Consider the following 13,272-nt stretch of genomic DNA (forward strand, 5'->3'; position numbering starts at 1 on the left):
CGTAAAATCAATTCAAAACGCGAGTGATCGCTGATCCGTCACGCGGCTCCAGCGCCGCATGAGAGGGGTCGCCGGCCCTCGAAGGGAGGATGGATGTGATGGGCTCTTCGCCAGCTTTCGATTCGCGTCGTGCGTGTGCCTCGACCGGGCGGCATGACGAGGCAGTGTCGATGACGGAAGCCGCGAAGTCCGGCCCTCTGGCCGGCGTGAAGGTCATCGAACTCGCCCACATCATGGCCGGACCGGTCTGTGGGCTGATGCTCGGCGACATGGGCGCCGAGGTCATCAAGGTCGAGAAGATCGAGGGTGGCGACGACACCCGCCGCTCGGTGCCGCCCGCAATCGAGGGCGAGAGCGCCGCCTATATGATGATGAACCGCGGCAAGCGCGGGATCGCCCTCGATCTCAAGAGCGCGGACGGCAAGGCGGTGCTGCGGCGCCTGCTCGCCGACGCCGATGTGCTGATCGAGAACTACCGCGCCGGCACGATGGAGCGGCTCGGCCTCGGCTACGACGTTCTCCGACAAGAATTTCCGGGGCTGGTCTACTGCTCGCTCTCGGGCTTCGGCCGCTCGGGGCCCTATGCCGAGCGCGCGGGCTTCGACCTCGTGGCGCAGGGCATGAGCGGGCTGATGAGCATCACCGGCGAGGGGCCGGGCCGGCCGCCGATGAAGTGCGGCCCGCCGGTCACCGACATCACCGCCGGCATCCTGGCGGCGATGGGCGTGCTGGCCGCCCATGTCCACAAGCTGAAGACCGGCGAGGGTCAGATCGTCGATACCTCGCTGTTCGAGGCCGGCATCACCCTCACCTATTGGCAATCGGCCATCGCCATGGCGACCGGCGTCGCGCCGGGGCCGATGGGCTCGGCCCATCCGCTGAACGCGCCCTACGAGGCATTCGAGACGGCAGACGGCTGGATCACCATCGGCGCGGCCAACCAGACCAACTGGCTGCGCCTGCTCGCGGTGCTCGGCGCCGAGGATCTCGCCGCCGATTCGCGTTTCTCGGCCAACCGCGACCGCATGGCGAACCGCGCGGCTCTGGCACAGGTGCTGGCCCCGCATTTCCGCACCGCGCCCTCCGCCGATTGGCTCGCGCGGCTGGAAGCCGGCGGCGTGCCGGCCGGGCCCGTGCTCGACGTGCTCGCGATGCAGGCCGATCCCCAGACGCGCGCCCGCGAGATGGTGGTCGAGGTCGAGCACACCCGCGCCGGGCGGATGAGCACGCTCGGTCTGCCGGTCAAATTCTCAGCGACGCCGGGGCGGGTGCACGGCCCCGCGCCGCTGCTGGGCGAACACAGCCGCGCCATCCTGGCCCAAGCCGGCTATGACGGGGCGGCGATCGACGATCTGATCGCCCGGGGCGTCGTGCGCGAGACGACGGCCTGAGACGCTTGACGAGGAACCGCTCCATGAACGCTGACGCCGAGACCGCTTCGACCGACGAACTGCTCTTCGCGGTGGATGCGGCGGGCATCGCCCGCATCACCCTCAACCGGCCGAAGGCGCGCAATGCGCTGACCTTCGCGATGTATCGCGGGCTGGTGGAACTGTGCGAGCGGATCGAGGCGGACCACGCGATCAAGGCGGTGATCATCACCGGCGCCGGGGACAAGGCGTTCGCGGCGGGCACCGACATCGCCCAGTTCCGCAGCTTCAGCAAACCGGAAGACGCGATCGGCTACGAGCGCTTCATGGACCGGGTGCTCGGCGGCCTGGAGCGCCTGCGGGTGCCGACCATCGCGGCGGTCGCCGGCGCCTGCACCGGCGGCGGCGCGGCCATCGCTGCGGCCTGCGACATGCGCATCGCCAGCCGCGACGCCCGCTTCGGCATCCCCATCGCCCGCACGCTCGGCAATTGCCTCTCGCAGAACACCCTGAGGCGGCTGGCGAATCTCATCGGCGCGCCGCGCGTGAAGGACATTCTGTTCACCGCCCGGCTCGTGGAGGCGCAGGAGGCGCTGGCGATCGGCCTCGTCAACGAGGTGGTCGAGGATGCCGCGGCCGTCGCGGCCCGAGCGGATGCGCTGGCCACCCTGCTCGCGAGCCACGCGCCCCTCACCCTCCAGGCCACCAAGGAAGGCCTGCGCCGCATCGGCGAGGAGGGCGTGGCGGAGGCCGCCGAGGGCGAGCGGCCCGGCGACGACCTGATCGTAATGACCTATATGAGCGAGGATTTCCGGGAGGGCATGGAAGCCTTCCTGGGCAAGCGCCCGCCGAGCTTCAAAGGGCGCTGAGCCTGCGGCGTCCGCTTCGTCGGAAAACGCTCTAACGGGGCGACGCCTCAGTCCCCTCTTCGCCGTAGATCGCCGCGATCACCGGCTTCTTCGAGCGGATATGCCGGCGCATCAGCCCGGCGAGTTCCTCGCCCTGACGGGCGCGGAGCAGCGGAATCATGCGCTCGTGCTCCTCGACCGCCTGGGCCCACTGCGCCTCGGTCTGGTGGGCACTGTAGCGGGAGCGCTGAATCCGGCCGGTGAGACCCAGATACAGGCTGCGCAACTTGGTGTTGCGGCTCGCCAGCATGATCGCCTCGTGGATTTCGCGATTCAGGCGGAAGTAGCTCGTCTCGTCGCGCGCCTGCCACGCCGCCATCATCGCCTGATGCTTCGCCTCGATCTCCGCGAGTTCCTCGTCGGTAATCGTCCGGCAGGCGAGGTCACAGGCGGTCGCTTCGAGCCCGGCGATGACCTCGATCATCTCCTCCAGCTCGTCGGGGGAGATGCTCGCGACCCGGGCGCCGCGATTCGGCAGCAGCTCCAGAAGGCCTTCGGTCGCCAGGATCTTGATCGCCTCGCGCAGCGGCGTGCGCGAAATTCCGAACCGCTCGGTCAATTCGCTCTCGTTGACGCGCGCACGCGGCTCGAGTTCGCCTTCGTTGATCAATTCCCGCATCCGGTCCGCCACCTCGTCATGAAGGTAGCGACGGTTGATCCCGATACTGGGCTCAATTCTATTCATCGAGCTCTCAAAGAATTTTAAATGCGAAACTACGCGTCGCAATTTCTAGACTTGCGGCTACCGCCTGTCGAGATACGCGGCCGTTCCCAGCTTCGTGAGCCACACGGAAAGTTCCGGACCTGCGAAAGGCGACCATCGCGACGGCGCGCGGGACGGCTTGCGAGTGATTGAATTTTTCATGCATTCAGGAGCGCCGCGGGAGCCCCTTGCAGCGGAGCGTGGCGGCGGGACCGAGCGGACGGGGCCCGCAAGGAAGGATGCGCCATGATCGATCTGTTCAGCGACACCCAGACGCGCCCGACGCCGGGCATGCGCGAGGCCATGGCGCGGGCCGAGGTCGGCGACGAGCAGTCGAACTCCGATCCGACCACCAATGCGCTATGTGAGCGCGTGGCGGAGATGCTCGGTCAGGAGGCGGCCGTGTTCATGCCGTCGGGCACGATGTGCAACCTCGCCTCGATCCTCGTCCATTGCCGACCGGGCGACGAGATAATCGTCGACGACCAGTCCCACATCTACAACACCGAGGCCGCCGGCTCAGCCGCGATCGGCGGCGTCTCGGTGAAGGCGCTGCCGACGCGGGTCGGGTTGTTCACCCTGGCCCAGGTCGAGGCGGCGATCCGGGTTCCGCAGCGCACGGCGCCGCGCTCGCGGCTGGTCTCGATCGAGCAGACGACGAGCTTTTCCGGCGGGACGGTCTGGGACATCGGTGAGATGCGCCTGATCCGCGACTACGCCCAGGCGCGCGGCCTGAAGGCGCATATCGACGGGGCGCGCCTGCTCAACGCGGTCGTCGCCAGCGGCCTCTCGGCGGCGGAATATGCGGCCGGCTTCGACAGTGTCTGGATCGATCTCAGCAAGGGTCTCGGTTGCCCGGTCGGCGCGGTCCTGTCCGGCACGCGGGATTTCATCGACCACGCGTGGCAGTGGAAGTACCGGCTCGGCGGCGCGATGCGCCAGTCGGGCGTGCTGGCGGCAGCGGGGCTCTACGCCCTCGACCACCACATGACCCAGCTTGCCGAGGACAACGCCAATGCCGGCCGGCTGCACCGGGCGATCGCCGACGTGCCGGGCCTGGCCTTCGACCCGACGGCAGGGCAGTCGAATATCCTGTGCTTCACGGTGGAGGCCTTGGGCATCACCGCCTCGGCCTTCGCGAGCGCCTGTCTCGAAGATGGGGTGCGGGTGCGGGCGATCGGAGCGCATCAGATCCGTGCGACTGCCAATCTCGACGTCGATCGCGCGGGCATCGACCGGGCGGCCGAGGTGATCCGCGCGAAGGCCGCGGCGTTCATGCAACGAGTTTGATGGTCAGGGGCCGAGCGCCCCTCTTCCATCCCGGCACCTCAGGGTGAGGCTGTGGTCTGATAGCCCGTGCTGAAGATGCCGCCGGCTGGGCGGCACTCACCGAGGAGCGCCGCCCGAAAACGCGAAAAGACTACTTCTTGTTGTCGAGGTCCTGAGCCATCTTCAGGTGCTCGTCGAGATGCGGCTTCGTCTTGATGGCGAAGGCCTTGAGCGCCGCGTTGTCGCCGCTCTCGGCGTAGCGCTTGTAGAGGTCGGTGGCGTTCTTATGCGCCGTCACCTGATCGTCGTGATACTGCTTCGTGAAGTCGTTGCCGCTCAGGCTCTTGAGCTTGTCGAGCTTGCTCTGGTGGGCCGAATCCAGGGCGGTCGGAAGGTTGAGCTTCATGTCGCCGGTCTGAACGACGGATTTCAGCTCGTCCGAGGTCTTCTTGTGGTCCTCGATCATTTTCTTGGCGAAGGCTTTGGTCTTCTCGTCGGCCTTCTCCAGGGCGAGCTTGCTCGTCTGATCCTCGAACATGTCGCTGATGACGGCTTGCGTGACGAAGTCCTGAGCCGTGGGGGCGACGCCCATCAGCGAGTTCACGCCGGTCTTCTCGCCGACCGATTGGGCATGGGCCGGCATCCCCGCCGCGCCCAGCAGGAGCAGGCAGGCGGCGGCAGTGAGTGTCGTTCTCATGGAAGTCTCCTAGGACAGAATCGGACCTGTCGGAGCAACCGGAGCGGGCGTTCGATGTTCCTGGCGGAGCCGGAGGCGCGCCGTCACGCCTCGCAGTTCGCGGTCTCGCGGGCGAGCCAGTCGATGACGCCGGACAGCGCCTTGCGCTCGCTGCCGCCCGCGGCGAGCGAGGCCTCGTAGGCCCGGATCTGCCCGTCCGCGCTGGAGCCGCATTCGGTGATGGTGAGGGCATGTGCGATCTGTGCGTTGCAGCCCAACGCCGCGGCATCCTCCGCCACAAGGTCGAGCAGGCGCTCGACGAGGCGGCGCACCGGCACCGCCTCCTCCGCCGCCTCATCGATCAGGGCGGCGTGAACGCCGTCGCGCTGCGCCCGCCACAGGTTCTCCATGACGAAGCCGCGCGAGGCGCCCGTCGGCCGGGCGTTCAGCTCCGGCCGGCGCACGCAGAGTCGCACAAGGCATCGGTAGAGCGCGGCGATGGCCAGCGTGTCCTTGAGCCGGGTGCAACTGTCGGCGACCCGCAATTCGAGGGTCGGGTAACGAATCGACGGGCGGATGTGCCACCAGAAATAGGTCGCGTCCTCGACGGCACCCGCCCGCGTCATCACCCGCACGTAGCGCTCGAAATCGTCAGCTCCGTCGAACAGTTCCGGCAGGCCGGTGCGGGGCAGCTCGGCATAGGCACGCAGGCGGTAGCCGGCGAGCCCGGTGCGGTGGCGCTCGTAGAAGGGCGAGGAGGTGGAGAGCGCGAGCAGCACCGGCAGAAACGGCATCAGCCGGTTGATCAGGTCGATGCGCTGGTCCGGCTCGGGCACCTCGACATGGACGTGCAGGCCGCTGACGATGGAGCGCCGGCCCACCATCTGCAGCGTCTCGATCATCTTGCGGTAGCGGACCTTGGCGGTCTCGCGCTGGTCGGTCCAGATCGCGGTCGGGTGGGTGCCGGCGGCGAAGACCTTCAGGCCGTGCTCGCGGCCGATGCCGCACAGGCCGGTGCGGAGCTTGGCCAGGGCTTCATGGGTCTCATCGAAGCTCGCCGAGGGCTTGGAGCAGATCTCGGCTTGGCTCTCCAGCATCTCGCGCTCGACGCCCTCCAGCCGGTTCCGCGCCGCCTTGTGGAAGGCCGAAACCGATTCGCTGGGCGCCGCCCGGGTGCGGCTGTTGGCCAGGAACAGCTCTTCCTCGATCCCGAACCGGTATGCGTGTGCCATCGCTCGTCCCACCTTCCGGGTCCGACCCGGTCCGGATGGAAGCAAGCACGGGCCCAATTGGTTCGTGCGTTAACGAACGATACGATCGAGGCGGTTGTTCACGAAGAAATACAGCTCCTTGGCGCCGGGCTCGGTGTAGAGCACCTGCACCTCGCGGCCGGAACGGCCCTCGCCGACCAGGACGTCGGTGGGCGGGCGGCCCTTGAGCCGCACGAGGTCGCATTCGCCGATCCCAGTTTGGATGGCGGCGGCCGTGCCCGGTGCTGGCCCGGTGCAGGCGCCGTTGCCGTCGAGCACGGGGCCGAGCGCGGCGGCCGGCGCCGACGGGATCGCGGGCAGAACCGCGCTCGGTGGCGGCGGTGGCGGGATCGGTTCGCGGCGCTCGGCGGTGTTGCAGCTCGCCAGCAGCAGGGCGGGCAGAAGTCCCAGAAGCAGTCTCAAGGCGTCGGTCTCTTCTCCGGCATGGTCGCGCCCGACGCGCCACCGCCCTTCGCGCTCCCGTTGGAGCGGGTCTCCAGCGCTCGGGCAAACAGGTCGGCGGCGTCGTCGTGGAAGGCGTTGCGCGAGTCCGGCCGCGTGTAGAACATGTGGCCGCCGGGATAAACCGAGAGCTTGAGGCGGTCGGGCGAGCCGTAGACCGGCATCTGGTCCAGCAGCATCTTCGAGGTGAAGTAGGGCGTCACGAGGTCGGTGAAGCCGTGGGCGACGAGCACCCGCATCCGCCCGTCGAGCGCCAGCGCGTCCTTTAGGGCCCCCATCGCTTCCGGCGCCGAGCGGCCCGAGCCCCAGGTCCAGCCGCGGTTGACCGCGCCGTTGAGCAACTCGTAGCGCATGTTCTCGACACGCCAGTTGAGGCGGCCCTGATAGAGCTGCACCATGGCGGTGGTGAGCGGCGCCTGCAATGCGTCGAGCACCGGATCCTCGAAGTTCGATTGCGGAGCGGTCGGGTCCGGGTCCCAGCCGGTCACGCCGGTGTCGTAGGCCGAGGCGACACGGCCGGCATCGCGGCCGATCTCGCGCTGGTAGCTGTGGGCGGTGAGTCGCCCGGCCTGGCGCCGCACGGTCTCCGGATCGAGGCCGGTCAGCGCCGAGACCTTCTCGGCGAGCCGCGCCACCGCCTCCCGGTCGGACGGGCCTTTCAGGAGATCGGTGAGATAGGCGCCGGACGCGTAGGCTTCCGCCTCCTTCATGAGTTCGCGGCTCGGCGTCGTGCCCGCGCGCTCCAGCGCCGCGGCGGCAAACGAGGGGAGTTTGGTGACAAACCCCCAGGGCGTGGTGCGGGGCGGCTGCAGCCACGCGAAGTCGAGCACGGGGGAGAGCAGCACGAGGCCCGAGAGACCGACGCCGACATCCTGCTGCAGCTTCTGCGCGATCAGCGGCCCGCGGAAGCCGCCATAGCTCTCGCCGACGAAGAATTTTGGCGAGGCGAGGCGGTCGTTCTGGCGCAGATAGCGGGCGATGGCCGCGGCGAGCACCGAGGCATCCGCATCGACGCTCCAGTACTTCTTGCCGTCGCCATCCGCCGCGCGGCTGTAGCCAGTGCCGACGGGATCGATGAAGACGAGATCGGTGAAATCGAGCCAGGTCGCCGGGTTCGGCTGAAGCGCGATCGTCTGCGACGGGCTGATCGAGGCGCCGTCGGTCGGCAGGCGCCAGGGACCGATCGCACCGATATTGAGATAGGCCGAGGCCGCGCCCGGCCCGCCATTGACGCCGAAGGTAATCGGCCGGGCGGCGGCCTCCTCCGGCTTGCCCGCCTTGGTGTAGGCGATGAAGGCGATCTCGGACTGAAGCTTACCCTCCTCGTCCACGAGGGCGAGGCTGCCGGCGGTCGCGGTGAAGGCGAGCGCACGCCCGTTCGGTCCGTCGATGCTGTGCTCGGTGATCGCGTCCGGCGGCAAACGGCGTCCTTCCGGCGCCTTGCGCGGCTGGCCCTGCGCCGTTCCCCTCCCCTGCGCTTGGCCAGGACCGTCACCCTGTGCCGGGCCGTGCTGGGCCAACACCGGCCCCAATCCCACGGTGAGGGAGAGGAGGCCGGCCAGGTAGAGCCGGGCCGTTCCGGCACGGGGGGAGAGGGAGAAGGCTTGCGTCATCGGTCTCTCGCGATCCTCGGGCGATTGGTCGTGCGTGTTGTCGCGCCTTCCCATCGGACGACGAATTGATCTCACGCCTTCTTGGTCCAGCGCCCGCCCTCGTCCTGCTGCCAGTAGGCGATGGCGTGGCCGGCGGCCTTGGCGCCGCGCCATTGCTCGCGCGCGTGGAGCAGTGCGTCGGTGTCGGTGCCGTCGAACAGGATGCAGATCCGCTGGTAGCTCTCCGCATCCTCCGGCAGTTCCGCGCCCTCCACGAGGAAGCGGATCGAGGCGCCGTTGGGGTTGGTCTCGCGCAGGGTCAGCACCACGGGCTGCCTCGCCGCGTCCGTGTCGCGGTCCGTGCCGTGGGGCAGGAAGCTCTCGTCGGTATAGGTCCAGAGGCCGTCGTCGAGCGCCTGAAGCCGCTCCTCGCTCACCGCCTGGATGGCCGCCTGCCAGCCGCGCTCCAGCGACTTCTCGACGAGGCTGGGCAGCACCTTTTCGAGGGGCTGGCGCTGGAGGTGGTAGAACAGGATTTCGGTCACGGTATCGCACCATATAGGGTCTGCTGCCCCGAAGGCAGTGCGGACGTGGCGTCGCGGCCGCCGGACCCACGGATCGCGCGACGGCTGAGGAAATTCGCGCTGAACCATGCCGTCGGCGGCGGGTTCGCTTTCCACACCCGATATCAGGGAAGGAAAGAACCATGCCGACCAAGATGATCGCGCTCGCCGCCGCGCTGACCCTCGCCGTCTCCGGGGCAGCCTTCGCCCAGTCGAGCACCGGCAAGGGCGGCACCGGCGGCACCACGGACAGTGCCAGCCCGGTGCGGAACAACACCGGCAACAGCATGCGGCCGACGAACGGCAGCCCCGCAGGCGCAACCACCGGCTCGACCGGCACCATGGCCCCCGGCGCCACGACGGGCAACGCGCCGGGTGGCACCATGGGCGGTGGCGCGGGCAGCGCCGGCGGTGGCAACAGCGCCGCGGGCCGCTAACGCGAGCCGGAGCGCAAGCGAGGGGGCCGGAGCCGATCCGGCCCCTTTTTCGTGAGCGGCGTCAGCCCCGCTCGATCAGGTGCGGCACAAACAGCGCGGTGTCGCCGGTGATCGGGCCGTCGGATTCGCGGATACACAGTCCGGCCGGCGCATCCCCGACGATCCAGGCCCCCAGGAGCGGGCGGCGGCCGTCGAAGCAGGGCAGCTCGGCCAGCCCCTGCCGGATGAAGCCGTTCCCACCGTAAGGCCCATCCGCTCCGGCGACGCGGGCGCCATCGGAGAAGATTTCGACATTGGCGCCCTCCCGCGAGAGCAGCGGCTTGCGCACATAGTCGCCGCCCAGGCTCGCACCGGCGGGATCGGACTCGAAGAAGGCCGGCAGCAGGTTCGGGTGGCCGGGCTCGCGCGCCCAGAGATGGGCAAGCAGGCCCTTGTTGGAGAGCACCATCTTCCAGGGCGGCTCGAGGAACCGCGTCGGCGAGGCCGCGACCGCCGAACCGAACGCGTCCTGAAACGCCCATTCCCAGGGGTAGAGCTTGAACAGGGCGGCGAAGGGCTGCTCGTCCGGCCCGCAGAAGGCGCCATCCGCCCGCAGGCCGATCTGGGCGAGGTCGAGCAGGATCGTCGCGCAGCCGGCCTGGACCGCGCAATCCTGAAGGTAGCCGGCGGTGCCGAGGTCTTCCGGACCGCTCGTATCGGCGGCGAAGGCGATGAGGCCGGGCGGCGCGATCTCGGCGAGACGCGCAATCAGCCGTTCGTGAAGTGCGTTGAACTGGTCGCTGCCCGCAGGAAGGCGCCCTTCCTTCAACCCCTGTTCGAGCCAGAGCCACTGGAACACGGCGGTTTCGTAGAGGGCGGTCGGGGTGTCGGCGTTGTATTCGAGGAGCTTGGCTGGCCCCGTGCCGCCGTAGGAGAAATCGAGGCGTCCGTAGAGGCTCGGATCGCGCCGGTGCCAACTCGCTCGCACCGTGTCCCAGACCGGTTCGGGAATCGCGAGCGAGGTGAGGATGCGCTCGTCCGCGACCGCCTCCGCCGCGAAATCGAGGCAGAGCGCGTGCAGCTCGGCGCTCGGTCCTTCGATGTCGTCTTCGATCTCGGCCAGCGTGAAGGCGTAGGCGTGGCTCTCGTCCCAATAGGGTTCGCCGTCGATGGTGTGGAAGGCAAAGCCGGCGTCCCCGCGATCTCCCGCCAGCCGGGCCGCTCTCCGCAGGCGAAGCGGCGCATCAGGTGCCGCCGAAGGAGGAGAAGCTCTTGCCGCTGCTGCCGAAGCCGCCGAACTGTGTCGCTTTCGCCGCGGCGGGCTTGAGCGTTGCCGAGGAGGCGTGGCCTCCGCCTCCGGTGGAGACCTTGCCGCCCGACCCGGTGCAGTAACTGCCGTGATGACCGCCGTGACCCTGGCGGTGCTCGTAAACGGGTTCGGGTGTCACCCAATCGGAGGCGCGGCGACCGAGCAGGAAGCCCGCCATGCGGGGGACGGACTGCGGCGGCGTATTCGGATCCGGCAGGCAATGCGACGACCCGTGGTGCTCCTCGCACTCCGCCGCTGACTCATAGTGTGGCGCGGTCGACGGATAGGCCGCACGGGCGGTGGCATAGTCGCTGCGGCACTCTTCGGCCGGGCGAATGCCGTCGGCGGCGCAGGCGGCCGCGTCGACGTAGACGAGGACGTCTTTCGACGGCGCAGTCCGCTCGAGAGAGCCAAGGCCGAGTGCTGCGAGGCCCGCACTCGCGACCAGCACAGTTGAGACGGTCTGCGAGCGTTTGCTCGCGGCCGCGTCGGGCGGTGTGACGGCCGGAGCAGGCTCGTCCGGCCTGCGTCGGCCGAACCCGCGCCCGGTCTCGCGGTCGTCCGCCACGGCGTCAGTAGCTCATGCAGGCGGCGTTCACGAGGCCGCCCGCCAGGGAGGCGGCTCCGAGCAGGACAGCGGGCGCCGTTTGGCCCTCGTCGATCCGCTGCGACAGGTTCGGCAGCAGCGGCCGCATCAGCCAGTAGATCGCGACCTGCACCACAAGGGCGACGAGCCCCCAGACGATGCAGTCGAGCAGCGAGCCGGCGTAGCGCACTGCGGCTGAGAGCGGGATGGAGTAGCCGAGAAGGCTGCCTCCGAGAGCGAGCGCGGCGGCGAGGTTGCCCTCGCGCACCAGAGCGATTTCCCGGTGCGCCGTCGCGGTGAGGTAGGTCACGAGGTAGAGGGCGGTGAGCCCGAGGGAGACGGCGAAGTAGGCGAGAAAGGCCGGAAGGCCCGAGATCGTCGTCAACCGTGGGTCCCTCTCTCGATCACACCAGGCGGCTCTGGTCGATCGCGGCGGCGATGAACCCCTTGAACAGCGGGTGCGGCTCGAAGGGGCGCGACTTCAACTCCGGGTGGAATTGCACGCCGATGAACCACGGGTGGCCCTCGTGTTCAACCGTCTCGGGCAGGAGCCCGTCCGGCGAGGTGCCGGAGAAGCGCAGACCCTTGGCCTCCAGGCGGGCGCGATAGGCCATGTTGACCTCGTAGCGATGACGGTGGCGCTCCGAGATCTCTGTGCCGCCGTACATCTGCGAGATCTTGGTGTCCGCACCGAGCGTCGCCTTGTAGGCGCCGAGCCGCATGGTGCCGCCGAGATCGCTCTCGGCCGCGCGCCGCTCCAACTCGTTGCCGCGCATCCACTCGGTGAGGAGGCCGACCACGGGCTCCGCGGTCGCGCCGAATTCGGTAGAGTTGGCCCCCTCGATCCCGGCGAGCGAGCGCGCCGCCTCGATCACTGCCATCTGCATGCCGAAGCAGATGCCGAAATAGGGGATGTTGCGCTCGCGGGCGTAGCGGGCCGCGCGGATCTTGCCCTCGGCGCCGCGCTGGCCGAAGCCGCCGGGCACGAGAATGCCGTGCAGCCCTTCGAGGAAGGGCGCCGGGTCCTCGCGCTCGAACACCTCCGCCTCGATCCATTCGAGGTTGACGCGCACGTTGTTGGCGATGCCACCGTGGGTCAGCGCCTCGGTGAGCGACTTGTAGGCGTCCTTCAGCCCCGTATACTTGCCGACGATGGCGATGGTGACCTCGCCCTCGGGGTTGCGCACCCGCTCGAGGATGTTCTGCCAGCGGTCGAGCTTCGGCTCGGTCTCCGGCTCCATCTGGAAATGCGCCAGGATCTCCCGGTCGAGTCCCGCCTCGCGGTAGGAGAGTGGCACGGCGTAGATCGTGTCGACGTCGCGCGCCTCGATGACCGCGCTTTCCCGCACGTTGCAGAACAGGCCGAGCTTGCGCCGCTCGTCCTGCGGGATCGGACGGTCGCAGCGGCAGAGCAGGATATCGGGCTGGATGCCGATGGAGCGCAGCTCCTTCACGGAGTGCTGCGTCGGCTTGGTCTTCAACTCACCGGCGGACGGGATGTAGGGCAGGAGCGTGAGGTGCAGGTAGCAGACGCTGCCGCGCGGGCGCTCCTGGCCGATCTGGCGGATCGCCTCGAAGAACGGCAGGCCCTCGATGTCGCCGACCGTGCCGCCGATCTCGACCAGAACGAAGTCGTAATCGTCATTGCCGTCGAGCACGAACGCCTTGATGGCGTTGGTGACGTGCGGGATCACCTGGATCGTGGCGCCGAGATAATCGCCGCGCCGCTCCTTGGTGATGATGTCGAGGTAGATCCGCCCCGTGGTCACGTTGTCGGCGCGCGAGGCCGGCAGGCCGGTGAAGCGCTCGTAATGGCCCAGATCCAGGTCGGTCTCGGCGCCGTCGTCGGTGACGAACACCTCGCCGTGCTGCGTCGGGCTCATCGTGCCCGGATCGACGTTGAGATAGGGGTCGAGCTTGCGCAGGCGCACGCGGTATCCGCGCGCTTGGAGCAAAGCCGCGAGGGCGGCGGAGGCGAGGCCCTTGCCCAGGGAGGAAACCACGCCGCCGGTGATGAAAACGTACCGCGTCATGGGCTCTGGTCCATAAAGGGGCTCAAGCGATTCGCCAAACCGCAACGGTTACCGCACCCCGCCGGCCACGCGGGAGGCGGCACGGGGCGATGCCCCTCATGCCGTTGAGGAATTTGTCTTCCACGTCCCCGCGGC

13 protein-coding genes and 1 pseudogene are annotated in these 13,272 nt (G+C 68.8%); 4 read left to right on the forward strand and 10 right to left on the reverse strand.

Features of this window, described 5'->3' with window-relative positions:
• Positions 1–170 precede the first annotated feature (170 nt).
• Positions 171–1,391 (forward strand): CaiB/BaiF CoA transferase family protein, encoded by a 1,221-nt coding sequence (locus tag MSPGM_RS24080; protein ID WP_003602249.1) that lies wholly within the window; start codon positions 171–173, stop codon positions 1,389–1,391.
• Between the two features lie 23 nt (positions 1,392–1,414).
• Positions 1,415–2,239 carry an enoyl-CoA hydratase/isomerase family protein gene (locus MSPGM_RS24085; protein ID WP_003602251.1) on the forward strand — a complete coding sequence of 275 codons (825 nt, stop codon included), beginning with the start codon at positions 1,415–1,417 and terminating at the stop codon, positions 2,237–2,239.
• Between the two features lie 31 nt (positions 2,240–2,270).
• On the opposite strand, the gene MSPGM_RS24090 is transcribed toward MSPGM_RS24085, so the two are convergent.
• Entirely contained in the window at positions 2,271–2,963 is a 693-nt protein-coding gene (locus MSPGM_RS24090; RefSeq protein WP_003602259.1) for a GntR family transcriptional regulator, read from the reverse strand.
• A gap of 264 nt (positions 2,964–3,227) precedes the next feature.
• Here MSPGM_RS24090 and MSPGM_RS24095 point away from each other — a divergent pair, with 264 nt between their 5' ends.
• Entirely contained in the window at positions 3,228–4,271 is a 1,044-nt protein-coding gene (locus tag MSPGM_RS24095; protein WP_003602262.1) for a threonine aldolase family protein, read from the forward strand.
• Positions 4,272–4,401: 130 nt separating this feature from the next.
• On the opposite strand, the gene MSPGM_RS24100 is transcribed toward MSPGM_RS24095, so the two are convergent.
• From MSPGM_RS24100 to MSPGM_RS24120, 5 genes are all read right to left on the reverse strand, one after another.
• Positions 4,402–4,947: a DUF4142 domain-containing protein gene (locus MSPGM_RS24100; protein ID WP_003602263.1), complete on the reverse strand. Its 546-nt coding sequence runs from the start codon at positions 4,945–4,947 to the stop codon at positions 4,402–4,404.
• An 83-nt stretch (positions 4,948–5,030) separates the two neighbouring features.
• Positions 5,031–6,158 carry a carboxylate-amine ligase gene (locus MSPGM_RS24105; RefSeq protein WP_003602264.1) on the reverse strand — a complete coding sequence of 376 codons (1,128 nt, stop codon included), beginning with the start codon at positions 6,156–6,158 and terminating at the stop codon, positions 5,031–5,033.
• 69 nt (positions 6,159–6,227) lie between these two features.
• A complete protein-coding gene (locus MSPGM_RS24110; protein WP_015857600.1) occupies positions 6,228–6,599 on the reverse strand; it encodes a hypothetical protein in 372 nt (123 codons plus the stop codon).
• Positions 6,596–8,251 (reverse strand): S10 family peptidase, encoded by a 1,656-nt coding sequence (locus MSPGM_RS24115; protein WP_003602124.1) that lies wholly within the window; start codon positions 8,249–8,251, stop codon positions 6,596–6,598. The genes MSPGM_RS24110 and MSPGM_RS24115 overlap by 4 nt, the downstream gene beginning before the upstream one ends.
• A gap of 71 nt (positions 8,252–8,322) precedes the next feature.
• Positions 8,323–8,775: a DNA polymerase III subunit chi gene (locus MSPGM_RS24120; RefSeq protein ID WP_003602126.1), complete on the reverse strand. Its 453-nt coding sequence runs from the start codon at positions 8,773–8,775 to the stop codon at positions 8,323–8,325.
• A gap of 161 nt (positions 8,776–8,936) precedes the next feature.
• On the opposite strand from MSPGM_RS24120, the gene MSPGM_RS24125 reads away from it, so the two are divergent.
• On the forward strand, positions 8,937–9,230 hold the full coding sequence (locus MSPGM_RS24125) for a hypothetical protein (protein ID WP_003602127.1): 294 nt from the start codon (positions 8,937–8,939) through the stop codon (positions 9,228–9,230).
• A 61-nt stretch (positions 9,231–9,291) separates the two neighbouring features.
• Here the strand turns inward: MSPGM_RS24125 and MSPGM_RS24130 are convergent.
• From MSPGM_RS24130 to MSPGM_RS24145, 4 genes and pseudogenes are all read right to left on the reverse strand, one after another.
• Positions 9,292–10,454, reverse strand: a pseudogene (locus tag MSPGM_RS24130) (glutathionylspermidine synthase family protein).
• Positions 10,454–11,086 carry a DUF1190 domain-containing protein gene (locus MSPGM_RS24135; RefSeq protein ID WP_003602131.1) on the reverse strand — a complete coding sequence of 211 codons (633 nt, stop codon included), beginning with the start codon at positions 11,084–11,086 and terminating at the stop codon, positions 10,454–10,456. Before MSPGM_RS24135 ends, MSPGM_RS24130 begins: the two are co-directional and overlap by 1 nt.
• A 4-nt stretch (positions 11,087–11,090) precedes the next feature.
• Positions 11,091–11,489 carry a DUF350 domain-containing protein gene (locus MSPGM_RS24140; protein ID WP_003602133.1) on the reverse strand — a complete coding sequence of 133 codons (399 nt, stop codon included), beginning with the start codon at positions 11,487–11,489 and terminating at the stop codon, positions 11,091–11,093.
• Between the two features lie 19 nt (positions 11,490–11,508).
• The gene (locus MSPGM_RS24145; protein WP_003602135.1) at positions 11,509–13,137 is read right to left on the reverse strand and encodes a CTP synthase; all 1,629 of its coding nucleotides are present in this window, start codon (positions 13,135–13,137) and stop codon (positions 11,509–11,511) included.
• Positions 13,138–13,272: the final 135 nt, after the last annotated feature.

Origin of the sequence: Methylorubrum sp. GM97 (genome assembly GCF_024347855.1) — a bacterium.
Taxonomy (GTDB): domain Bacteria; phylum Pseudomonadota; class Alphaproteobacteria; order Rhizobiales; family Beijerinckiaceae; genus Methylobacterium; species Methylobacterium extorquens.